At 63.5% G+C, this 22,550-nt stretch carries 17 protein-coding genes; 9 read left to right on the forward strand and 8 right to left on the reverse strand.

All coding sequences use genetic code 11. The annotated features are described in order from the left end of the window. Positions 1-319: 319 nt before the first annotated feature. Positions 320-6,991 carry a kinesin gene (locus ASE71_RS23235; RefSeq protein WP_060520717.1) on the reverse strand — a complete coding sequence of 2,224 codons (6,672 nt, stop codon included), beginning with the start codon at positions 6,989-6,991 and terminating at the stop codon, positions 320-322. A 537-nt stretch (positions 6,992-7,528) separates the two neighbouring features. Between ASE71_RS23235 and ASE71_RS23240 the strand changes: the two genes are divergently transcribed. Then, complete coding sequence (locus tag ASE71_RS23240) at positions 7,529-7,897, forward strand: Hpt domain-containing protein (protein WP_034794621.1); 369 nt, start codon at positions 7,529-7,531, stop codon at positions 7,895-7,897. A 246-nt stretch (positions 7,898-8,143) separates the two neighbouring features. Beyond that, complete coding sequence (locus ASE71_RS23245; protein WP_034794619.1) at positions 8,144-8,464, forward strand: 2Fe-2S iron-sulfur cluster-binding protein; 321 nt, start codon at positions 8,144-8,146, stop codon at positions 8,462-8,464. Between the two features lie 436 nt (positions 8,465-8,900). Here the strand turns inward: ASE71_RS23245 and ASE71_RS23250 are convergent, their stop codons facing one another. Beyond that, positions 8,901-9,530, reverse strand: a complete 630-nt coding sequence (locus ASE71_RS23250; protein ID WP_060520718.1) for a DUF922 domain-containing Zn-dependent protease — start codon at positions 9,528-9,530, stop codon at positions 8,901-8,903. Between the two features lie 107 nt (positions 9,531-9,637). On the opposite strand from ASE71_RS23250, the gene folP reads away from it, so the two are divergent. From folP to folK, 3 genes are all read left to right on the forward strand, one after another. Next, positions 9,638-10,489: a dihydropteroate synthase gene (gene folP / locus ASE71_RS23255; protein ID WP_060520719.1), complete on the forward strand. Its 852-nt coding sequence runs from the start codon at positions 9,638-9,640 to the stop codon at positions 10,487-10,489. Positions 10,490-10,603: 114 nt separating this feature from the next. Further along, positions 10,604-10,972, forward strand: a complete 369-nt coding sequence (gene folB / locus ASE71_RS23260; RefSeq protein ID WP_034794609.1) for a dihydroneopterin aldolase — start codon at positions 10,604-10,606, stop codon at positions 10,970-10,972. After that, positions 10,962-11,486, forward strand: a complete 525-nt coding sequence (gene folK, locus ASE71_RS23265; RefSeq protein ID WP_060520720.1) for a 2-amino-4-hydroxy-6-hydroxymethyldihydropteridine diphosphokinase — start codon at positions 10,962-10,964, stop codon at positions 11,484-11,486. The genes folB and folK overlap by 11 nt, the downstream gene beginning before the upstream one ends. A 78-nt stretch (positions 11,487-11,564) precedes the next feature. On the opposite strand, the gene ASE71_RS23270 is transcribed toward folK, so the two are convergent. Further along, positions 11,565-12,116: a hypothetical protein gene (locus ASE71_RS23270; protein ID WP_034794604.1), complete on the reverse strand. Its 552-nt coding sequence runs from the start codon at positions 12,114-12,116 to the stop codon at positions 11,565-11,567. 237 nt (positions 12,117-12,353) lie between these two features. Between ASE71_RS23270 and ASE71_RS23275 the strand changes: the two genes are divergently transcribed. Together ASE71_RS23275 and ASE71_RS23280 are read left to right on the forward strand one after the other, a co-directional pair. Beyond that, positions 12,354-13,217 (forward strand): cytochrome b/b6 domain-containing protein, encoded by an 864-nt coding sequence (locus ASE71_RS23275; RefSeq protein WP_060520721.1) that lies wholly within the window; start codon positions 12,354-12,356, stop codon positions 13,215-13,217. After that, positions 13,214-14,005 carry a molybdopterin-binding protein gene (locus tag ASE71_RS23280; RefSeq protein WP_060520722.1) on the forward strand — a complete coding sequence of 264 codons (792 nt, stop codon included), beginning with the start codon at positions 13,214-13,216 and terminating at the stop codon, positions 14,003-14,005. The genes ASE71_RS23275 and ASE71_RS23280 overlap by 4 nt, the downstream gene beginning before the upstream one ends. Positions 14,006-14,018: 13 nt before the next feature. Here the strand turns inward: ASE71_RS23280 and ASE71_RS23285 are convergent, their stop codons facing one another. The 3 genes from ASE71_RS23285 to ASE71_RS23295 all read right to left on the reverse strand — a co-directional run bounded on the left by ASE71_RS23285 (position 14,019) and on the right by ASE71_RS23295 (position 17,248). Next, positions 14,019-15,104, reverse strand: a complete 1,086-nt coding sequence (locus tag ASE71_RS23285; protein ID WP_060520723.1) for a YcjF family protein — start codon at positions 15,102-15,104, stop codon at positions 14,019-14,021. Further along, positions 15,101-16,597, reverse strand: a complete 1,497-nt coding sequence (locus ASE71_RS23290; RefSeq protein ID WP_060520724.1) for a YcjX family protein — start codon at positions 16,595-16,597, stop codon at positions 15,101-15,103. Before ASE71_RS23290 ends, ASE71_RS23285 begins: the two co-directional genes overlap by 4 nt. Before the next feature lie 147 nt (positions 16,598-16,744). After that, entirely contained in the window at positions 16,745-17,248 is a 504-nt protein-coding gene (locus ASE71_RS23295; RefSeq protein WP_060520725.1) for a SixA phosphatase family protein, read from the reverse strand. Positions 17,249-17,651: 403 nt separating this feature from the next. On the opposite strand from ASE71_RS23295, the gene dksA reads away from it, so the two are divergent. Continuing rightward, positions 17,652-18,071 (forward strand): RNA polymerase-binding protein DksA, encoded by a 420-nt coding sequence (gene dksA / locus ASE71_RS23300; protein WP_034794589.1) that lies wholly within the window; start codon positions 17,652-17,654, stop codon positions 18,069-18,071. 176 nt (positions 18,072-18,247) lie between these two features. Here dksA and ASE71_RS23305 read toward each other — a convergent pair whose 3' ends face one another. Then, positions 18,248-19,249, reverse strand: coding sequence for a flagellar biosynthetic protein FliO (locus ASE71_RS23305; RefSeq protein ID WP_060520726.1), 1,002 nt, complete (start codon positions 19,247-19,249; stop codon positions 18,248-18,250). 267 nt (positions 19,250-19,516) lie between these two features. Here ASE71_RS23305 and cckA point away from each other — a divergent pair, with 267 nt between their 5' ends. Continuing rightward, positions 19,517-22,135, forward strand: coding sequence for a cell cycle histidine kinase CckA (cckA, locus tag ASE71_RS23310; protein WP_060520727.1), 2,619 nt, complete (start codon positions 19,517-19,519; stop codon positions 22,133-22,135). Between the two features lie 62 nt (positions 22,136-22,197). Here cckA and ASE71_RS23315 read toward each other — a convergent pair whose 3' ends face one another. Continuing rightward, positions 22,198-22,476 carry a hypothetical protein gene (locus tag ASE71_RS23315; RefSeq protein ID WP_060520728.1) on the reverse strand — a complete coding sequence of 93 codons (279 nt, stop codon included), beginning with the start codon at positions 22,474-22,476 and terminating at the stop codon, positions 22,198-22,200. Positions 22,477-22,550: the final 74 nt, after the last annotated feature.

Genomic DNA, 22,550 nt, shown 5'->3' on the forward strand with positions numbered 1-22,550 from the left:
CTGCGTTGAGCCGGTCCAGTCAGCACGCGTCGCCAGGCGCGGCTAAAGCATGTCGACAGCCCGTTGTTCACGACACCCGCCTACGAACCCAAATCCCCTTCGCGCAGCCGTGATTAGCGGGTAGTGGCTCGAACTTGCGACAAGGGGCAGAGTCCGGTCGTACGCGTGCCGGGAGCGCCTTAAGGAGCGCTCTGCATCATAAGGGATCGCCAGTATCTTAGCGGAAGTGATCCGTCGCTTTTCTTCTCTGATATCCCTGCAAACGAAAACGGCCCCGTCGCAAGACGGGGCCGTTTTGATTGTTTCTATCCGGGCTCGCTTAGCTGAAGCGACCGGCGGCGTGGGCGAGCATCGTATAGACCTTGCCGGTATCCGACGTCAGGTAGGTCTGGGTGATGCGCTTGTCCGGGTCGTTGCGGGCGACATCGGCGAGCAGCTTTTCGAAATCTGCGATGTAGCGGTCGACAGCGGTGCGGAATTCCGGCTCGCGGTCGTACTTGCGCTTGATCTCGTCGAAGGTCTGCTGGCCCTTCAGCGTGTAGAGGCGACGCGTAAAGACGTCGCGCTCGCCGCGCTGGTAGCGGCGCCACAGATCGACCGACGCATCATGATCGATGGCGCGGGCGATATCGACCGAAAGCGAGTTCAGCGATTCAACCACGTGGCGCGGGTTGCGGCTGTCGCCGGCCCGTGCCGTCGGCTGAGCCTCGGCCGGACGCTGCGGCGCGGGCGAGGGTGCCTCTTCGCGCGACGCCGCACGGAGCAGGTCACGCATCCAGCCACCACCTTCGGCGACCTCGTTGCTCACAGCCTGCGTCGGCGCCGGCTGGCGAACGGCGGGCTGCTCGATACCGAGGCTGCCGCGCAGCGCCGGCGCCGGTTCCTGACGGCGCGGCTGCTCGATGACGGGCTGCTGCGCTACAGGCTGCTGTGCCACCGGCTGCTGTGCCACTGGCTGGGGCTGCGGCTGTGCGACCGGTTGCGGCTGCGGGGCTGCCTGCTGCTGCACCGGACGGGCGACCGGAGCGGCGGCCGGCTGCTGGCGCAGCGGCTGGGCCACTTCGAGCTGCGTCGAGGACTTGCCGATGATGTCGGACAATTCCTGCAGCGCCTTGATCTGCTCGCCGACGGCACGACGCATGACGGCCGCATTTTCCTTGGCTTCTTCCGGCAGGTCGAAGGCGCCGCGCTTCAGCTCTTCGCGGGTCATGTCGAGTTCCTTGCGGATCTCGCCAGCCGAGCGACGGATTTCGTCAGTCGCGCCGCTGAAGCGGCCGATCGCCTCGTCGATTGCGACGCGAACGGCGTCACGCAGCTGGTCTGCGACGCCATCGGACTTCTTGCCGCTTTCGGCAAGCATGCGCTCGATGTCGGACACCGAGGCCGCAACGCTGCCGCGCAGACGCGAGGCGACTTCCTTGGAGCGCTCCTCGGCATTGGCAAAGGCACCCTCGATCGAGGCACCGGCATCTTCACCGACCTTGGCGATCGCCTGGCGAAGGGCTTCCGATGCGCCGAGCGCACGGCCTTCGACGGAGGAGAGCGTCTTGTTGACGTCGGCAAAGGAGGTCTCGACGCCCGAGCGAAGCGTGTTGGCGATCTGGCGCGAACGCTCTTCGGCACGGCTGAAGACCTGCTCGACCGAGGCGCCGGCTTCGTCACCGGCCTGGGCGAGCGTGTTGCGCATCGATTCAGCAGCTTCCGCCGCGCGCTGTTCGGCGTTCGTCAGCAGGCGACCGACATCGGCGAAGGACTGCTGGATACCGCTGCGCAGGTTGCCGGCAACGTGGCCCGAGCGTTCTTCGGCCCGCTGGAAGGCGCCGTCGACGAAGCCTTCGAGCGCACGCATCGTGCGTTCGATCTCTTCCGAGCGCTGGACGAGGCCGACCGACAGGGTGCGAAGCGCATCCTGGCGTTCCTCGAGCGTGCTGACGAGGTTCGACTGGGCCGCGCCGAGCAGGTCGGAGGCCTGGCCGAGAACGCGCGAGTGGTCTTCGAACCGGCCGACAATGCCGCCGATCTGCGACAGGGTCGAGGCGGAGATATCGGAGAGCTTGTCGACCTTGCCTTCGATGAGGCGGGTGGAGGTCGACAGCATGTCGGAGGCCTGACGGGTCGATTCCGACACGCGGGCGATCGTCGATTCCAGACGCTGGTCCATTTCGCCGAGGTTGCTGCTCGCCTGGTCGATGACCGTGGCAATGGCCGCATTGTTGTTGGCGAGCTGGTCGATCAGGCCAAGGGCGGTCGACTGCAGACGGTTTTCGACCATCTTCATCGCCTTTGCCGTCTCTTCGGCGCGGTAGGAGATCGCGTTCAGCGTCTCGCCCGTGCGCTCGGCGATGGCGTTGACGAGGGCGGCGTTTTCCGCACGCAGGCGGTCGGCGCTTTCCTGTGTCACGGCAGCGATGCGCTCGGCTGCCTCGCGGCCGGTGGCGGCATACTGGTCGATGACAGGGCGTGCCTGCTCGTCGATCAGGCGCGACAGCTCCATCGAGCGGCCGGCGAGCATCGAGTTGAGTTCGCGGGTGCGCTCGTCGAGCGTGGTGCGGATTGCTTCGCCACGGGCTTCCAGCGCCTTCTCCGTATTGCTGAGGCCCTGGTGGATGTTGTCGGCGTGGTTGGCGATCTGGCTGTGCGTTGCGGCCAGCCGTGCGCTTGCGGTGTCGGCCGCGTCGGCGATCGAGCGGGCAAGCTCGGCATGACGTGCAGCGGTCGCTGCCGCCTTCTGCTCGATCGAGTTGGCAAGCTCGGCGTGGCGCGCGGCGGTGGCGGCTGCCGTCTGGTCGATCGTGTTGGCGAAGTCTGCCTGGCGAGCGGCAAGTGCGGAGGCGAAATCGTCGCCTGCCTTCGACAGCAGCCCGGCCGAGCGGACAGCTTCCGCGTCGATTTCCTGAGCTGCACCGCTGATGGCGCCGCGCAGGCTGTTCACAAGGCCGGCGGCCTTGTCTTCCATGCGCAGTGCCTCTGCGTCGAGTTCCTGGGCGACGTCGCCAACCGCGCTACGAAGCGTGTTGACGAGGCCGGCAGCCTTGTCTTCCATGCGCAGCGTTTCTGCGTCGAGTTCCTGCGCGACATCGCCAACGGCGCTGCGGAGCGTGTTTGCGAGACCGGCTGCCTTGTCTTCCAGGCGCACGGCTTCGGCATCGAAGTCCTCAGCCACGCCGCCGACTGCGCTGCGCAGATTGGCGACGATGTCGGACGTCTTGCCTTCCAGGCGATTGGCTTCAGCGTCGATATCCTGCGTCGCCTCGTGAACGGCGCCGCGCAGGCTGGTGACCAGAACGGCCGCCTTGCCCTCGATCGTGCGGTTGACGTTATCAAGGCCGATGTTGAGGGCACGATCCATGGTGCCGAGGCGTTCGGCGATGCGTTCCGCACCGGACTCGATGGCGCCGGTGATCCGGGTTGCCGCAACTTCGCTCATGCGGTCGATGTCGCCAGCGCGGTCACCAAGGCTGTCGGCGATGCGCTGTCCGGCGCCGTCGACGATCTGGTTGACGCTGCCGACGCTGTCGCGGACCCGATCTTCCAGCGAGCTGAGGCTGACTTCCAGGCGCAGGCCGGTATCGTCGACCAGGGTGTTGACGTCGTTGACGCTGCCGCGGATGCGGTCCTGAAGGGCGCCGAGACTGTTTTCGATCAGTGCACCGGTCTCGCCGACGATCGCGTTGACGCCGCTGACGCTGCCACGGATACGGTCTTCGAGCGCGCTGAGTCCACCTTCGACACGGGCCGCCGCATCATCAACGACGGAGCCGACATTGGTGACGCTGCCGCGAATGCGGTTTTCGAGGGCACCGAGATTGCTCTCGATCCGTGCGCCGGTGTCGTCGACCACGGCGCCGACATTGCCGACGGTGCCACGAATACGGTCTTCGAGGACGCCAACGCGGGTCTCGAGATGCATGCCGGTTTCGTCGACGATCGAGCTGATGTTGCCGGCGCTCTCGCGCATGCGCTCTTCGAGTGCGCCGAGGCTGGTTTCAACGCGCATGCCGGTATCGTCAAGGCGATCGTTGAGGCCGTTGATCGACAGGTCAACGCGGTTGGTGAGGCTGTCGGCCGCCAGGCTGATCTGGTTGGCGGTTTCGGCCAGGCGCTCGGCAATATGGCCCGTGGTCGAGCGCATACGGCTGTCGAGCACTTCGCCGCTGCGGTCGATTGCGCCGGCGAGTGCCGACTGGCGCTCTTCGAGCGACATTTCCAGCATGCCGGCGCTGGTGGCGAGCGTCGTGGCGATCGCGGTCGACTGATCGGCAAGCATGCCTTCGAGCTGCTCGCGGCCCTGGCCGACGGCAAGGTTGATGGCATTGATGCGGTCGTCGAGCGTGACGCGGATCTGTTCGTGCGTGGACGAGAGCGTATCGCGCAAGTGCTCGGCGCGGCCGCTCAGCGTCTCCTCGATTTCCGCTGCCTTGCCGGCAAGCGACGCGGTCGCTTCGGTGGTGCGCGCGGTCAGCGCATCGGCGATGTGCGCGCTGGTCTCGGTCAGCGTATCGGAGATCTTGCTGACACGGCCGCTCAGATCCTCGGCGATGCGGGCACTCGTCTGGGTGAGCGTATCGGAGATCAGGCTGACGCGGCCGCCCAGGTTTTCGGCGATCGTGTTGACGCTCTCGGAGAGCTTCTGCTCGATATCACCGACGCGATCGGTCATGGTTTCGGCGACGGCGGTTGCCCGGAAGGTCAGGCTGTCGGCCACGTCTTCGGCGTGACGGCTCAGCGTATTGGCCATCTCGTTGGCACGCGACGACATCGTCGAGGTGATGGCGGCGGCGCGCTCGGCGAGTACGCCGTCAAGCGCCGTCGTCTGGTTGGTGAGCGCGTCGGAGATCGCTTCGCCGCGTTCGGAAAGGACGCGCTCCAGCCGGTCGGCCGTGCCGCTGACGGCGGTGTCGATCGAGTCCGCGCCCATGGAGAGGATCGTCGAAAGCGCGAGCGTGCGTTCCGACAGGGTGTTATCGAGGCGGTGCTGGCTGGCAGCGATCGCGCTGGTGATCTCGTCGGTCGAGCCGTGCAGGGTCTGCTCGATGCGGGCGTGCGCGGCCTGCAGGCCGTCGACGAAGGCAGCGGTACGGCTGTCGAGACCTTCGGTCAGGCGCTGTTCGCTCGTCGTCAGTGCGCTCGAAAGTGCGTCCGCACGCTGGCCGAAGCCGTTTTCGATGCGGTCCTGTGCCTGGGTGAGGGCACCCATGAGGCCGCTGGTCTTTTCGGAGAGCACGCTGTCGATGCGGGTGTGCGCATCGCCGATCATGTTGCCGAGTTCCGTGGTACGGCTCGCGATCGTCTCTTCGATGAAGTCCTGGGTCGCGCCGAGCGTGGTCGCAAGCGTCAGCGACTGGTCGGAAAGCGCCGAGCCGATCTTCTCGATGCTGCTGTCGAGCGCGCCGCCGATCGCTTCCGAACCGCCGGAGACGGTCTCGTTGATGCGGTGCAGGCTTTCCATGAGCTTGGTGTCGAGCAGGCTCGCACGCTTGTCGAAGGCGGAGGCAAACTCGTGGAACCGCTCGTCGAAGGCGGTTGCCAGCTGGCCGACGGTCGTCTGCAGCTTCTCTTCAAAGAAGCCGCCGCGAAGGTCGAGGTCCATGATCGCGTCGTCGGCGCTGGAGCGCAGGCTCTGGCGGAAGCTCGCGCCCTTTTCGTCGAGCGTGGCGTTGAGCGAGGCGAGCACGTGGTCGAGACCACCGGTGATGGCGTGCTGGCCGACGCTCAGGCTTTCGTTGAGGTCGCGGGTGCGGGCGATCAGTGTTTCGTTGAGCTGGCGGGCGCGTTCGTTGAGCGCCGCATTCAGCTTCTCGGTGCTGGCGTCAAGCGAGGAGGCGCGCGTTTCGAACTGGCTGAGCAGGTCTTCGCCGCGCTTCGTCAGCGTGTCGCTGAGCTGGTCAAGCCGGGTGTCAAATTCAGTGCTGAGACCAAGGCCGGCAGCGGTCAGGCCCGAAAGCAGCGCATCGGTGCGGGTCGTCAGCATGCTGCCGATCGACTGCAAGGCGCCGTCCGACTTCTCGCTGAGGGCAGCCGCGCGGGTGTCGATCAGCGAGGCAAAGGCTTCGCCCGAAATTGCAATGCGCGAAGCAATGTCTTCGCTTGCCTGTTCCAGGTCGTCCTTCAGCTTGCCATGCGCACCGGAGATGGCCGAACGGATACGCTCCGAATGGCCGATGATGGCTTCGCGCTCAAGCCCGAGTTCCTGCACCAGGGTGCGCACGCGCAGTTCGTTTTCGCTGTAGCTGCGTTCGAGCGCGTTGACCTCGGAATGAACCAGCGTTTCGAGTTCGGTGGCGCGGGCAATCGTGCGTTCGATGCCTTCGTTCATCGCCGAGACTTCGCGACGGACGGCCTGGCCGACCGTCATGACGCGATCGGCAGCAGCCGTTTCCGGCTCGGCAAGGCGCAGGGCGACTTCCGCCATCGAGCGCGCGGCGTTGCGCAGTTCCTGCGCGCGGGCGATCATGATGGCAAAGGAGAAGAAGAGCATGATCGGCAGAACGATGCCGATCGCGACGCCGACGGCGCCAGGGGTGGCGGCAAGGTCGCTCAGCGAACGGATCTGCCAGATCTGCGGCCCGTAAAGAAGGTTGGCGACACCGAGGCCGGCAACCGCCCAGATGACGGACACCAGCGCAGCAACGCGGATCGCGGCGCGATTGGAGCGCACGTCGAGCGCACGCAGCATCGCAGCCGGCGAACGGCGACCATCGTCGTTGGCGGCGGAAAGGGACGGGGACTTGGGCGCAGGTTCCGGAGCGAGCGTCTTGGCCGCTTCTGCAGCACGTGCCCCGCGGGACTGTTCCGGCTGAGGCCGTGCTTTCTTATTCTGATCGGGCGTCGCCGCCTGATTGGTGGGCTGAGACACATTTTCCTCCGGATCATCCAAGGAAGTCTTGTCATTCGGGCTCGATGCAAGCTCGTCGAAATCAATCTTCAGGGCAGCTTCCAGAGCCTGGAACGCCTTTTCGTCGATCGACTCATTGCTCTTTTTCGTCGCCATAGGGATACGCCTCATTACCTTTTGCCCAGAACGGAAAGCGCCTCTGGCCCGTTAGCGGGCAGGGTCTCTTCCTCATGGGCGGTGACGGCAAGATACGCGCATCGGATCTACGCAATACCCTACTGATCACCCACTGCATTGCCTCGACGGATAGTCGCATTTGTGGCCGAATGGGACCACGCGTCGAGCTTATCCACCGGAACGGTTGCCATTTTCGTACGCGGGTCCGTTCCTAAGCGTATCGTAGTGACACATTAGCTGGGTTCTTACAATTAAGAGCGCTTGGGGTTGATTAAAATCCTAATGAAATCTTAATGCGATGCAGGTCTAAAAGCCGGAAAAGATAAGGAAATCAGAGAGTTTAACGGACGTTAACCATTTTCCCAAAATACTGCCTATATTGCGCCCGGATTTGAGCCAATAGGTGCCGGAGCCCGCCGAAGATGGAAGTCTGAACAGTGCGGGCGGTGGCACCGCTCCCGATGAAGCGATGCCGGAAACAGGCCAACATCAAACAAACAATAGGGAAATTGGCTCATGGCGGCCCTCAGGATTGCCTTTGAAGCCCCGGATAGTCCGGGAAACTCTTCTGCGTCAGGCAAAAAGCCGATCGACTTTGCTCACCTCGCCGTCCAGACGATGGGTGACAAGGCGCTCGAAATCGAAGTGCTGCAACTCTTTGCGCGCCAGGCGCGCCAGGTCTTGAAGGAAATCGCCGAAGGCGAGGGCACGCCCCGTGCCCAGGCAGCCCACCGGCTAAAGGGCGCAGCCCTTGCGGTTGGTGCCGTCGACGTTGCAAGCGTTGCCGGCGCGATCGAACACAATCCGGCCGAAGCCTCGCTCTGCGACCAGCTCGCATCGGCCGTGCTCGAAGCCGAGCTCTTCATTCTGAAGCTCTGCCGCTAGCGGCTCCGAGCAGGCAGGGGGCCTAACCGACCCCTGTCTGCCGCACGATGCCCGCGCCTCGCATAGAGGGCGCCGTGCCGGCAGCCATTGCTACCGGCACGATCTGCGGCGACGCACAGAATGACGGCCGTTGTTGACTGGCCGGCCGATTTGTTGGAAGAACTTTCCCTGAATTTGCGCCCGCGGGGTTCTTTTCTCAACAGGCCTTGCGCCCGGCCAATCCACCAGTTCATTCCGGAAAGAGACATGACAAAACTTACGATCGTTGCCTTTGATGGCGCGCGCCACGAACTTGATGTCGAGAACGGCTCGACGGTCATGGAAAACGCCGTTCGCAATTCGGTTCCCGGCATCGAAGCGGAATGCGGCGGAGCCTGCGCCTGTGCGACCTGTCATGTCTATGTCGACGATGCCTGGGCTCAGACCGTCGGCGCTCCGGAAGCCATGGAAGAAGACATGCTGGACTTTGCCTACGACGTCCGCCCGACGTCGCGGCTTTCCTGTCAGATCAAGATGAGCGATGCGCTCGACGGTCTCGTCGTGCACGTGCCGGAGCGCCAGGCCTAACGCCTGCGTCCCACGCCCCTTCCTTCAGACCTCCGCACAAAAAAAGCGCCTCGCCGGTCGTTGGACAAGCGAGGCGAGGAGGGCGCATCGCATACAGATGAGGGAGGGAACATCTGCTGCACCAAGACACGCCAGGAGAACCCGTTCCGGCTCCGCTGTTCGATTTCTTCTTTTTCTTTTCAAGTGAACAACGTTGCGCAATTCAAAGTAAAGGCAACATCTAAGCTTTTCGCGCCGCAATCGCGTCGCGCATAACCTATTCAATTTGTGGGGCTAGTCTTTGTCCCGGCCCCTCTCTCATTGGTTTGAATATAGATGAGTCGCCGGCCGGCAGCCATCGTTATATTTCACCAATAAAATACTGTGGGTATTGCCGCTGAAATGGCCCGAGCCGTGACTATAGTCAGGCTCTTCTTCGGGGTTCCGGCTTTGCTATCTACTGTTGCGCTTTCTTCAGCGTCTCCAGCCTGTATTGCAGAAGACGGATCATGCGCTTGTCGAAGTTGGCGGCTTCGGTGCGGTCGAAGCGAGCCTGATCCTTGTCATGCGCCTCTATCGCGGTTGCGCTGACGCGGGCAACGCTTTCCTGCATCTCTTCGCACGTGTCCTGCGGCTTCAGCGCCAGGAACATCTTCTCCATCCGCCGCGCGTGATTGCGGGCGATTTCCGCGTGGCGCTCCTCGTGGCGTTTGATGTCGCTCGACAGCGTGTCCCACACGAGGGCGAGGTCACGTCCGGCCTGGCGGCGATACTTCCATTTGGGCAGAATGATGCGCGTGTTGAGCGTGACGCGGGCCGCGCCGACGGCGCAGCGTCCGTTGCGGCTGACATAGGTGATCGAGCCGCCGAACTTGATGCGGGTCGCGCCCGGATGCCGTGCGCCGGTCGATTTCATCATCGGGCCGCTGGCCGAGAGTGCCTTGTCCAGTTCTTCCGCAGTCCGGCCGCCGATCGAAAAATAGGAGAAGCTCTTGTTCACCACGGTTTCGCCCGAGGCCGTGCCAAGCGGGGCGGCAACCAGGAGAGCAAGAAGGGCGACTTTGAACGGGACGCGTACTCGGGACATCAATGCGTGGTTCTCTTCGGTTGAACTTCGATCAAGCTTGGGGCATAGCCAGCGCTGGCGCAACAGCAAAACGATGGCTCCCGGCCGTATGCGGATGGTGAGGGAAAATGACTTACAATCCATTTCAGAAATTTAGCTGGAAGCTGGCGCATGGACGCAGCCTCGAACTGGGGCCGCGTGGCGTTTTGATGGCGATCGTCAATGTTACCCCGGATTCTTTTTCCGATGGCGGCCGTTTTATCGATGCCGTTGCCGCGGTGGCGCAAGGGATGCGCTGCCTGGAGGAGGGCGCCTTGATCCTCGATATCGGCGGTGAATCCACACGCCCCGATGCGGCGCCCGTCAGCGCCGAGGAAGAACAGGCGCGGATCCTGCCTGTCATCGCAGCGCTTGCCCGTGATACCGATGCGCTGATTTCCGTCGACACTTACAGAGCCTCGACCGCCCAGCTTGCGGTCGACGCCGGCGCGCATATCGTCAACGATGTGCACGGCCTTCAGCGCGAACCCGACATTGCCGCTGTCGCCGCCAAGAGCGGCGCTGGCATCTGCGTCATGCATACGGGCCGGGGCCGTGAAAAACTCGCAGACGTGATCGCCGATCAGTTTCATTTTCTCGACCGGTCGCTCGAGATCGCGGCTGCTGCCGGCGTGGAGCGGGATCGCATCATTCTCGATCCGGGCTTCGGCTTCGCCAAGGACACGGATGAGAACCTGGAATTGATGGCGCGCTTCGCAGAGTTGCACCGTTTCGAGCTGCCATTCCTGGTCGGAACGTCGCGCAAGCGCTTCGTCGGCGCGGTCAGCGGCCGAGAGGCGGCCGATCGCGACATGGCGACGGCCGCGACAACGGCTCTTTTGCGCGTTGCCGGCGCCTCAATTTTCCGCGTACACGATGTCGCAAACAGCAAGGATGCACTGGCGATGGCGGATGCTATGCTGCACGCCAGAGCGAGGTGAGATTATCTCGTCCGCATTCCGCCTGAACCTGTGACGACCAATCACGCGCATGACTGCTGAGCGGCTCGACCGCGCAATCATGGCGATCCAAGAAAGCCGATGGGACTGAGAAGCATGAGCGCGACCTATATCATCACCCTCAAGAACTGCGCCTTCTTCGCGCGCCACGGCGTCTTCGATGAGGAGGAGCTTCTCGGTCAGCGCTTCTTCGTCGATGCCGAGCTCGAAGTCGAACAGGGAACGGCGCTGGTCGACGACTCGATCGAAGACACCGTGCATTACGGCATCGCCTTCCAGGAGATCGAGCGCATCGTCACCGGCCGCCGCCGCTATCTGATCGAGGCGCTGGCGCTGGAAGTGGCCAAGACGCTCTGCGTGCGCTTCCCGCAGATCAAGCGCGCCAAGGTGTCGATCCGTAAGCCGAATGCGCCGGTTCCGGGTGTGCTCGATTATGTCGAAGTGACGGTCGAGCATGTCGTCTGAGGTGAGTTGGCGGGCAGCGACACTCGGGCTTGGCGGCAATCTCGGCGATCCCCGCAAGGCGATGGCCGAAGCGCTTCGCCTGCTCGATGCCCGCGACGACTGCGTGGTCAAGGCCGTCTCGCGCCTTTATCGCACGCCGCCCTGGGGCAAGACGGACCAGGCCTGGTTCTACAATGCCTGCGCCAAGGTCGACACGACGCTCGAGCCCGAAGCCCTGCTCGACGCCTGCCTTGATATCGAACGGTCGATGAAGAGGGTTCGCGACGAGCGCTGGGGGCCGCGCACGCTCGACATCGATGTGCTGACCTTCGAGGGCATGGCGCAAGCGGGCGGGCGACTGGAGTTGCCGCATCCGAGGATGACCGAGCGCGGTTTCGTACTGATGCCGCTTGCCGATTTCGCCGCCGACATGGCTGTCGGCGGCCGTCCGGTCGGCGACTGGCTGCAGCAGGCTGACGTCGCAGGCATCGAGGTTGCGGATGGTGACATGAGCTGGTGGCGCGCAGGCGCCTGAACAGGACCGCAACATAATCCACAAACGACAAAGCCCCGGTCGATGCCGGGGCTTTGTCGTTTAATCGGGTGTTGAACGTTACTTGATCGAGCCGACAGCGATCGCGTCGATCTGGCGGTTGAGGCTGACGCCGATAACCGGCACCATCGTTTCTTCGACCTTGACCGAAATGGTGATGTTCATCGTCTGGTCGTCCTGCAGACGGGCGATCATGGCGCCATTCAGCTTCTTGCGATTGATGCCGACGACGACCTTGTCCTTGGCGACGTTGCCGGAAATGATATCCAGGCCCTTGCCCTCAGCGCCGTCGAGAAACTTGCCGGTATAGGTGTTGCCCTTCTGTGTGATCAGCGCCGACATCGGCTGCTTGAACACGCCGACACGGCAGAAGCCGTCGAGCTTGATGCCGGTGTCATCGCCCGCAACCGGTTCGCCCGAGAGATCGCAGGTGAACTTGGTGCCCTTGTACTTGCCCGCGACGATCTCGCCCGGGCCCTTCCACTGGCCCGCGACCTTCTCGAAAAAGACCTTGTCCTTGGCGCCGGAAAAAGCCGGTGTCGCAAGGCCGACGGTGGCTGCAAGCGCGAAGGCGGCAGCGCCGCGAGCGATCAAAGAAGGGCGCGAGAACATAAACGATCCTTGATGGGTCAACGTCCGAAACTGAAAGCCACATTTGCGCGCAAATGGTTAACGGACGGTTTCTGCGCGGTGCGCGGCGCGGCTTCTTTGTGGCCGAAAAGCGGATTGACCACAGCATTTTTGGCTTAGGAAATACAGTGGGTTGGCGGATTTCGGCGAGCATTGTGCGGGGACACGAAACTTGCCCCAATCGCGCTACGTATAACCATGGGAAACGGGAGATTTCCCATGGTAGCAGCAGGACATGATTCCGAATCGACCGCGTCAAACGCACAGCAGAGCCTGGTGATATCGCGGCACCGGCTGACAACCCGGCTTACCCATTGGGGATGGGCCGGCGCGCTGTTCTTTCTGTTTCTCAGCGGCCTACAGATCTTCAACGCGCACCCGGCACTCTATGTCGGGCAGCAGTCGGGTTTTGCCTTCGACAACAGCATCCTGTCGATTGGGCCTGTGCGTGAACGAAGCGGCGAGGTTCGCGGCCTGACGACAGTCTTGGGGCTGAGCGTTGACACCACCGGTGTCCTGGGCGTCAGCGGGCCGGAACAGGAGCGGGCCTATCGGGCTTTTCCGGCCTGGTTGACCGTGCCGTCCTACCAGGACCTCGCCACCGGCCGCGTGGTGCACTTCTTCTTCGCCTGGATGTTTGCCGTCGTCTATTCCATCTGGCTGGTCGCAAGCGCGATCAACGGTCACCTGCGGCGGGACATTCTTCCCGCTTTGGCCGACATCCGCGCCTTGCCCGCGACCTTCATCGCGCATCTGCGGTTGCGCTTCGAACATGACGGGCGTTACAACAGCTTGCAGAAACTCTCCTACGGCATTGTTCTCCTGGTCTTTTTTCCTCTCATGATCGCGACAGGGCTGACGATGTCGCCGGGCATGGACGCCGGCTGGCCCTGGCTGGTTCAACTTTTTGGCGGCAGGCAGACGGCCCGCACGATCCATTTCGTCGTGATGCTGCTGCTCGTCGGCTTCTTCACTGTGCACATCGCCATGGTTTTTGCCGCTGGTCCAATCAACGAGATGCGGTCGATGATTACTGGGCGTTATCGCATCAGGCGTTCGGTGGACCGGGGAGGAAGGACATGAGCGCGTTCCTCCTCAGTCGCCGGCGCTTCCTGGCGGCGGCGGGGGCGACGGCCTCGTCGTTGCCGCTCGCCGGGTGCGACGCGCTTGATGGCCTCGTTGGCAACGGCAGTCGCGTGCGCGACTTTCTCGCATCCGCCAACAGCCTTACTTACCGAGCACAGCGGCTGCTGGTGCCGGCTGATCGGCTGGCGCCGGAATTTGCCGAGAGCGAGATCCGGCAGGGGCAACGACCGAACGGCTCCACCGACCCGGGTGATGCGACCTATCTCGCGCTGAAGCAGGACGCCTTTGCCGGATACCGGCTTCGTGTTTCCGGCCTGGTCGAGCGACCGCTTCACCTGACGCTTGCAGAGCTGCGAAACATGCCGTCGCGCACCCAGATCACCCGACACGACTGTGTCGAGGGCTGGAGCTGCATCGCCAAGTGGAGCGGCGTTGCCCTTACTCGCGTCCTCGATGAAGCCCGGGTGAAGCCCGAGGCGCGTTACGTGGTCTTTCATTGCTTCGACAGCATGCCGCTCGGCCTTGGCGGCTCGGTCGCCTATTACGAATCGATCGATATGCTCGATGCGCATCACCCGCAAACGATCCTCGCTTATGGCCTGAACGGCGCGGCTTTGCCGGTCGCCAACGGTGCTCCACTGCGCGTCCGGGTCGAACGCCAGCTGGGTTACAAGATGGCGAAATACATCAAGGCGATCGAAGTCGTTGCCAATCTCGCGCCCTTCGGTCGAGGGCGCGGCGGCTATTGGGAGGATCTCGGCTACGACTGGTATGCGGGGATCTAGTTTCGCGACCGCGCTATTTCTCGCCGCTTTCGCCAATCACGCGTCCGGCGCCGGGGCTGAGGTCGGCGAGAAAATCACCGATTCCGGGACGCTTCAGCGCGCGAAACGGCATCGGGCGGCAAAGGTCCATCGCGGCGATGCCGATGCGTGCGGTCATCAGGCCGTTGATCACGCCTTCGCCCAGGCGCGCCGAGAGCTTCGAAGCCAGCCCGTGGCCGAGCACCTGCTGGATCAGGCTGTCGCCGGCGGCAATCGAGCCGGTGACGGCCAGATGAGCGATCACGTCGCGCATCAGCCGCAAGAGGCCGAGCGTGCCGGGGCGACCGCCGTAAAGTTCGGCCATGGCGCGGATCAGACGGGCGGATTCGTAGAGGACGTAGCCGAGGTCGACGAGCGCCCGCGGGCTGACCGCCGTGACGATCGACACGCGCTTGGAAGCCGCGAGAATGAGGCGCCGCGCCTCGCGGTCGAGTGGGCTGAGCAGCTCGCGCTCGGTGAGTTCGATCACGTGCGGACCGTCGATGATCTCGCCTTCGCTTTCCTTCAGCCGTGTGCGCCCGCGCGCCGTCCGCGGATTGCTGGCCAGCAGATGGACGAGCTTTGCCTGCGCCGCGCGCGCGGGTTTCGCACTGGCCAAAGCGGCCGCCGCTTCCGTTTCCGCTTTCAGCTTCTGGATCGCCGTGAGCTGCATTAGCCCCGAAAATTCGCGGCCGACGACGATCAGCAGCGCCAGCAGACCGATCGCGACGACAGCAAGCGCGGCGTAGCCGAGCCAATCGGCACGCGCGAAGAGATCGCGAAGCAGGCGGTCGACCCAGAGGCCGGCAGCCAGTGACAGGATGATGCCGAGGGCGCCGGTCGCGATCTTGCCAACTGACAGGCGGCGCTTGCGAGGACTTGCTTCTGGCAAGGCGAGGGCCTCAACCGCAAGCGTGGTCTCGCGGAACGGGTCTTCCGCATCGGGTGTCAGCACCACATTGTCGTCGAAACTTGCGGGCGCGCGTCGCGCGCGCAGCTGCGGACCGGCCTCGGCGGGCTTGTCTTCGCCAACTGAAAAGGCGCCGGGACGGCGGCTGCGACCGTTGCTGTCGTCACTCATGCGAGCCGGTCTCCGAACAGGAATTGCATGGCCCGGTCGAGGCGGATATGCGGCACCGACAGTTTCAAGCCGCCGCCGGTTTCCTCAAGATGTGGCGGGCGGAAGCGAACAAAGCTGAGTTCCGGCAGCGGATGAGCGCTTTCGATATAGGTCGTCGCGCCGGACCGGGTCTCCAACGTCTTGAAAAGAACTTCAGGATCTTCCGGCAAGTCACCGGGAAATATCGCTGTTTTCCTTTCTCCATCGAAGATTTCGCCGTTGATCTTCTCGCCGGCAATCGGGGTGCCGACGATGACCGGCAGCGCATGGCCGTCGTGGTTGACGGTCGCTTCGCGGGTGGCCCGGACCGATGCGAGCGCCATGACCTCGAGGCCGGCGCCGCTCAATCCGATGCTTTCGGCGGCGCGATCGACGAGGCGCGCGGCGATGCGCTCCAGCCGGTCGTGGCTTTCGTGATGCAGGTGATCCGCCTTGGTTGCTGCGATCAGCACCTTGTCGATCCGTCGCGTCAGCAAGGACGAAAGCCAGCTGTTGGTCCCCGGACGGAAGCAGGCAAGCACGTCGGCCAACGCCTGCTCGAGATCGAGCAGCGCCTCCGGGCCGTTGTTGATCGCCTGCAGGGCATCGACGAGCACGATCTGCCGGTCCAGGCGCGCGAAATGCTCGCGAAAGAACGGGCTGACGACATGTTTCTTATAGGCTTCGTAGCGCCGCTCCATCATGGCCCAGAGCGAACCCTTTGGTGCGCGGCCCTCGGCTAGGTCCGGAAGCGGCGAGAAGGTGAGCGCCGGCGAACCTTCGAGATCGCCCGGCATCAGGAAACGTCCAGGCGGCAGGGTTGAGGGCGAGCGTTCGTCCGCCTTGCAGGCCCTGAGATAGCCGGTGAAGCTCTCGGCGAGCCGGCGGGCGCTGCTTTCGTCGGCGGTCGCCGTCGAGCCAGCCGACGACGCAAGCGTCAGCCATTCGGCCGACAACTTCGCACGGCCAGGTGCACGGGCGCGCGCCACCGAATTGTTGCTGAACTCGCGGAAGTCCTGCGCGAGCAGGGGCAGGTCGAGCAGCCATTCGCCGGGATAGTCGACGATGTCGAGCGACAGCCGGCCCGGCGAGAACAGCCGGTTCCAGCCGCTGGCGCTCTCATATTCAAGGGTTATGCGCAGCTGCGAGATGGCGCGCGTGGAGTCTGGCCAGATGCGATCGCGCACCAGGGCTGCGATATGATCCTCATACTGGAAACGCGGCACGGCATCGTCGGGCTGCGGCTCGAGCCTGACCTTCGAGACCCGGCCCGAACGCACCGCCTCGAACACCGGCAGGCGCCCGCCGTTCAGCAGATTGTGCACCAGGGACGAGATGAAGACGGTCTTTCCCGAACGGGACAGGCCGGTAACGCCGAGCCGGATCGAGGGATTGACGAGGCCGGAGGCGCGGTCGGTGAGGTTGTCGAGCGCGATCAGCGCGTCGTCTTTGAAGCTGGTCAGGTTAGGCGCCAAGTCTTGGTCTTTCTTGCGGCGTGTTTCCCGGGGTCGTTCGCATCGTCAGGCCCGCCGAACGACGATCGGCTGCGGGCTGCCTCCGCGATATAGGCACTAATTGCGGCGCCGCAACGCGCACGTGTCAATTCTTCTTACGGTGCGCCTTCATGGCGTCGGCAACAGCAGCGATATCAGGCGGGCGGAGGCAGCGTCAGACGGCAGATCCAGAATGGCCAGGCCAGCCGGCGGATATCCATCGGGAAGCGCTTCGCGGGCGGCCTCGTCGCCCACCAGGCTGCAGAGCAATTGTTCGATCATCGGATTGTGGCCGACGAGCATCAGCGCGTTTACATGCCGGTGCGCATCGATGAGGTCGAGATAGATGCTCGTCGGACCGGAGTAGAGCGCATCGATGTAGCGGATATCCAGCTCTTCGCTGACCGTGCGGAAGAACGGCTCGGCCGTTTCGCGGCAGCGCACCGCCGTCGAACAGAGGATGCGGTCGGGGCGGATGCCCTGGTCTGCGGCCGTCTGGGCAAGCCGCTCCGCATCGATGTAGCCGACCTCGTCCAGCGACCGATCGAAATCGCGCTGGCCCGGCAGGGCCCAGCCGGAACGGGCGTGCCGCAGGAGGTAGAGGCGGAGAGCCTTGGGGGCGCTGTCTTGCATCGATCGGTTCCGGCGTTGCCTGCCGGTTGCAGCGACAGGGCAGAATTTTCTCGGCTTTCATGTCGGCCGGCAGACCGTCACCTTTCCCCGCACGCACCATAAAGATCAAGCTGGCCGCCGTGATTTTTTCGGGGACTGCCGGTGCTGCGCTTTGCCGCGGTCGTGAATGGACGGTAAAATGGCGCAAACACGTCATTGTCACTTTTCAGCGAGCAGAGGCGGCGGCTTCGGTGGGCGCAAGTTGGAAATCAAGATCCGATGTGTAATTTTGATGAAATATTCGTCAGTTAGCCTGAAACGCTAGCAACATTAAAATACGGTTGAGTGTCTGTTGCGAGGCTTGAATCACAGCTTCCATAGGTCTATACACCGCCGCAATGAGATGTTCTTCAGGAGAATCGCGTTGAGTGAGAAGATCGATCTTAGTACCTTCGTCCTTTCCGAGGACGATGAATTCATGAATGCCAACCACCGGGCGTACTTCCGGGCCAAGTTGAACGCTTGGAAAAACGACATCCTTCGCGAGGCACGCGAGACACTGGATCACTTGGCAGAGGAGAGCGCCAATCATCCGGATCTCGCAGACAGGGCTTCTTCCGAAACTGATCGGGCAATCGAGCTCAGAGCCAGGGACCGCCAGCGCAAGCTGATCTCCAAGATCGATGCGGCGTTGCAGCGTCTCGACGAAGGTACCTACGGCTACTGCGAAGAAACAGGCGAGCCGATCGGCCTGAAGCGACTGGACGCCCGTCCGATCGCGACCCTCTCGATCGAGGCGCAGGAGCGCCACGAGCGGCGGGAAAAGGTCTACCGGGACGAATAAGCTTTCGGGCTTTCGTAACAGTCTGAAAAAAAAGGCGCGGGTCAAACCGCGCTTTTTTCCGTTGTCCCGAATTTCTTCCGAAACATCGAAGCGGCTCTTCGCTTCGATGCCTGGGCTCAGACAAGTATCTCGCTGCCGTCGCGATGCCTGACGTCGCCGCCAGGCCAATGCGGCAATCAGGGCTTCCGCCCGGCGGAAATGTCGGCCAGCATGCGGTTCATCTCTTCTTCGATTGTCGGCTCCTTATGACCGCCGTCGGCGACAGGCGCGCCAAGCGTCGGCTCCTGACGGCCAGAATGGGCCGGCGCACGGTTTTCCGGAGTGACCGATGTTGCCGGACCCAGGCGCTGCAGGTCGCCGGTGATCTCCGCGTCGAGAAGGCGCTCGAAATCAGAAAGGGCGGTCGCAGGAGCCGGCTGCGGTTGGAGCTGAGGCTGCGACTGGATGATCGCTGCGGGGCGCTGAAGCTGCTGGGCCGGCTGCATCTGAATGGGTTGCGGCTGTACAGCCTGCGCCATTGCCACAGGGCGGTTCATGGCTGCATCGACGTTGACCGCGGGTGCTGCGACGGAGGTGATAGACGGGCTCTCGGGTGCGGGCTGGGCGACAGGGCGAGCGAGAGGGCGCTGCTCTGCAGCAAGGACAGGTGCTGCCACCGGGCGCTGTTCGGCCGTAACGCGCATGGGTGCCACCGGCTCGACGCGAGCGACCGGCTGTTCCTCTGTCCGGGTGATGGGGCGAACCGGCGTCGCGACGACGGGTTCGGCCTGCATCGTCGGCGCGGGCTGCTGAACGGGTTCCCTGACTGCCGGACGGCTTTCAGCCACCGGTTCGGCCACCTTGCGTTCGATGACAGCTGAGCGTTCGCTGACGGCCGGGCGCTCGTCGCCGCCGGCGACGATCCGGCTTTCGATGACGATATCCGTCGGCCCGCCAATCATGATCAGGTGCTCGACATCGTCGCGGCGCACGAGCACGAGACGGCGCCGGGTGTCCACAGCGGCAGCATCGAGCACGGCCAGGCGCGGCTGGCGGTTCTTGCCGCCACGGATGAATGGCGAGGAAGGACGGTTGCGCATGATCCAGAGCACAGCCACGAGGCACAAAAGTCCAATCGCGACCGCTGCAGCGGCGACGACGAACCGGCTGCCGTTGTCGGCGATGATCGTTTCCATCATAGGGTGAACTCCTTCTGCCTTTCGAGTGGCAGTATTTGACGGCTTTTTTCGGGCTCGGACAAGCACTTCGCCGACATTCCCTGTGAATTGGCTCGAATGCTTCCGCACAGGTGCTTTTTGCTGTTATCTCTGATTGTTAAAGATGATTCTTGTCCGAATGATCGAGGGCGTGTCGGCTATGGCCGATTTTGCCCGGCGGTTTGAGCGGATGCCGGCCGGAAGGGCTGGGCCGCGCCGCGCGCGGCGCCGGCCGCGTAAGAGGACCCGATGACGAAATTGCGGCAGTCAGGCGACTACCAGATGCCGGTTGTTGACCGTGGCGTCAGGCCCGGAACCGTGCTGCGGATCGTGCTGCTCGCGATCGTCCTCACCGTCTCGGCCATCGCCTTCGTGATCTTCCGGAACCAGATGGAAAACGAGATCGTGCTCGGCATCCTCGGCGTTCTCGCCATGGTCGGCATCTTCTTTCTCGTGTCCTCGGTCATCGGCTTCATCGAGGTGATGCCGCAATCGCGCCCGGACGAACTGGCGCGCGCCTTTCTCGATGCGCATGAGGATGGCACGATCGTCACGGACCGGAAGGGCCGGATCATCTACGCCAACGCCGCCTATGGCGCGCTCACGGGCGCGAGGAACGCTGCCGGCATCCAATCGCTCGAAACGATCCTGTCGCGCAATCGCGAGGCGACGGAAGCAATCTACCGGCTGACCAACGGCCTGCACGAGGGCAAGCAGGGGCATGAGGAATTCCGCCTGCTGAAGCCGCTTGCGACCGGTGCGGCCACCGGCTCCGGCGCCCATTGGTTCCGGCTGAAGGCACGCGTGCTGCCGCTCGAAGACAGCGAGCGCAATCCGCTCTATCTCTGGCAGATCGCCGACATCACTGCGGAACGCGATGACCAGGAGCGCTTCTTCAAGGAATTGCAGAACGCGATTGATTATCTTGATCACGCACCCGCCGGCTTCTTCTCCGCCGGCCGCAAGGGCGAGATCTTCTATATCAACGCCACGCTTGCCGACTGGCTCGGCATCGATCTCACCAAGTTCCAGCCGGGCTCGATAAGTATTGGCGATCTGGTGGCCGGTGAGGGGCTGACGCTCGTCCAGGCGGTGCAGGCCGAACCGGGTCTGAAGAAGACCAAGATGCTCGACCTCGACCTGCGCAAGTTGAACGGCCAGAGCCTGCCGGTGCGCATGATCCACCGTGTCTCCTCGACCCGCGACGGCGCGCCCGGCGAAAGCCGCACCATTGTCATGTCGCGCGACGGCGGCGAGGACAGCGACCAGTCGGCGTCGAGCGCAGCGATGCGTTTTACCCGCTTCTTCAACAATACGCCGATGGCGATCGCCTCGGTCGATGGCAATGGCCGGATCCTGCGCACCAACGCGCCGTTCCTGAAGCTGTTTTCCGGTCTCGTCTCGCAGGACGACGTCGAGCGCGGCGCGCTGATCGATGCCGTGGTGCACGAAACCGAGAAGCTTCGCCTGCACGACGCGCTGGCGGCCGCCAAGGACCGGCAGGGCGACATCGCGCCGATCGACGCGCTGCACCCGACCGATGGCGAGCGCCATTTCCGCTTCTACGTCAATGCCGTGATCGACCAGACCGATCAGGCGCCGGAGGAAGCGGCGATCATCTATGCGCTGGAGATTACCGAGCAGAAAGCGCTCGAAAACCAGATGGCGCAGACGCAGAAGATGAACGCCGTGGGCACGCTTGCCGGCGGCATCGCGCACGACTTCAACAACGTGCTGACGGCGATCCTGCTGTCGTCCGACCACCTGCTTCTGTCTGCCCGGCCGGCCGACCCGAGCTTCGCCGACCTGATGGAGATCAAGCGCAACGCCAACCGTGCCGCTGTTCTCGTGCGGCAGCTGCTTGCTTTCTCGCGCAAGCAGACGATGCGGCCGACGGTGCTCAACATGACCGACGTGATCGGCGACCTGCGCATGCTGGTCGACCGCATGACCGGAACGAACGTCAAGGTCGAGGTCGACTATGGCCGCGATCTCTGGCCGGTCCGGACCGATCTCGGCCAGTTCGAACAGGTGCTTTTGAACCTCGCGGTCAACGCTCGCGACGCCATGCCCCAAGGCGGCATCATCACACTTCGCACCCGCAATCTGCCGGCGGCTGAGGTTTCGGCCTTCGGACGCCGTGAGCTGCCGGACGAAGACTTCGTGATGGTGGAAGTTTCCGACCAGGGAACAGGTATTGCGCCCGAAATCCTCGACAAAATCTTCGAGCCGTTCTTCACGACCAAGGAAGTGGGCAAGGGCACCGGTCTCGGCCTGTCGATGGTCTATGGCATCGTCAAGCAGTCGGGCGGCTACATCTATCCGGAATCGGAAGTGGGCAAGGGCACGACCTTCCGCATCCTCTTGCCGCGCCATATCGAGGTGCCGGTTGCGCCCGAGGAGCCCGCGCAGGCAGGCACCGGAACCGTTGCTGCGCCGGTGGTGCAGACGATAGCGGCTCCCGTGGTCAAGAACGAGGAGCCGACCGATCTGACCGGCGATTCGGCAGTCGTGCTGCTCGTCGAGGACGAGGAGGCTGTTCGTCGCGGCGGCAAGCGCATGCTGGAAACGCGCGGCTACACCGTCTACGAAGCGGGCTCCGGCGTCGAGGCGCTCGACATCATGGACGAGCTCAACGGCGCCGTCGATATCGTCGTATCCGACGTGGTGATGCCGGAAATGGACGGACCGACGCTCCTGACCGAACTGCGCAAGAAGTACCCGGACCTGAAGTTCATCTTCGTCTCGGGCTATGCCGAAGACGCCTTTGCCCGCAACCTGCCGGCGGATGCCAAGTTCGGCTTCCTGCCCAAACCGTTCTCGCTGAAGCAGCTGGCGGTTTCCGTGCGCGAAATGCTCGATTCCTAGGGCCGTTGAACGCAAGGGAATATCGACCGGGGTCCGGCGCTGGGTACGTTAGGGTTCCGCCCCTAGTCGTTCTGCTGCCTTGACCAAGGCCCATTGGCCGAGGCGCGCGTTGCCGACCAGCCGGGAGGAAGATCGGCGATCTCGTCAAGGTCGGTGTGGCGCTCGACGACCTCCGCCATCGCGACCACCAGCACTTTCGCCATGTCGATCGGTGCGCCATCTGTAAACGCCCATGAATGATCGTCTTCATGATGTGTTGCGACGAGAACCGTGTGCCCCGCGAGCACCGAGCGGCAGGTTACGCAGGCAACATCAGGTGCTTGATCAAACTTCCAACGCATCGTCAGCCTTCGCCAATGTAAAAAGCCCGGCGCTTGCGGGCCGGGCTTCTCTATTTCTCGCCGTTTCTTACCGG

This window comes from Ensifer sp. Root954, from assembly GCF_001429005.1.
GTDB lineage: Bacteria > Pseudomonadota > Alphaproteobacteria > Rhizobiales > Rhizobiaceae > Ensifer > Ensifer adhaerens.

Coding starts and splice junctions, on each gene's coding strand:
- ASE71_RS23235 (WP_060520717.1), bottom strand. CDS start 6,991: ATGGCGACGAAAAAGAGCAATGAGTCGATCGACGAAAAGGCGTTCCAG.
- ASE71_RS23240 (WP_034794621.1), top strand. CDS start 7,529: ATGGCGGCCCTCAGGATTGCCTTTGAAGCCCCGGATAGTCCGGGAAAC.
- ASE71_RS23245 (WP_034794619.1), top strand. CDS start 8,144: ATGACAAAACTTACGATCGTTGCCTTTGATGGCGCGCGCCACGAACTT.
- ASE71_RS23250 (WP_060520718.1), bottom strand. CDS start 9,530: ATGTCCCGAGTACGCGTCCCGTTCAAAGTCGCCCTTCTTGCTCTCCTG.
- folP (WP_060520719.1), top strand. CDS start 9,638: ATGACTTACAATCCATTTCAGAAATTTAGCTGGAAGCTGGCGCATGGA.
- folB (WP_034794609.1), top strand. CDS start 10,604: ATGAGCGCGACCTATATCATCACCCTCAAGAACTGCGCCTTCTTCGCG.
- folK (WP_060520720.1), top strand. CDS start 10,962: ATGTCGTCTGAGGTGAGTTGGCGGGCAGCGACACTCGGGCTTGGCGGC.
- ASE71_RS23270 (WP_034794604.1), bottom strand. CDS start 12,116: ATGTTCTCGCGCCCTTCTTTGATCGCTCGCGGCGCTGCCGCCTTCGCG.
- ASE71_RS23275 (WP_060520721.1), top strand. CDS start 12,354: ATGGTAGCAGCAGGACATGATTCCGAATCGACCGCGTCAAACGCACAG.
- ASE71_RS23280 (WP_060520722.1), top strand. CDS start 13,214: ATGAGCGCGTTCCTCCTCAGTCGCCGGCGCTTCCTGGCGGCGGCGGGG.
- ASE71_RS23285 (WP_060520723.1), bottom strand. CDS start 15,104: ATGAGTGACGACAGCAACGGTCGCAGCCGCCGTCCCGGCGCCTTTTCA.
- ASE71_RS23295 (WP_060520725.1), bottom strand. CDS start 17,248: ATGCAAGACAGCGCCCCCAAGGCTCTCCGCCTCTACCTCCTGCGGCAC.
- ASE71_RS23305 (WP_060520726.1), bottom strand. CDS start 19,249: ATGATGGAAACGATCATCGCCGACAACGGCAGCCGGTTCGTCGTCGCC.
- cckA (WP_060520727.1), top strand. CDS start 19,517: ATGACGAAATTGCGGCAGTCAGGCGACTACCAGATGCCGGTTGTTGAC.
- ASE71_RS23315 (WP_060520728.1), bottom strand. CDS start 22,476: ATGCGTTGGAAGTTTGATCAAGCACCTGATGTTGCCTGCGTAACCTGC.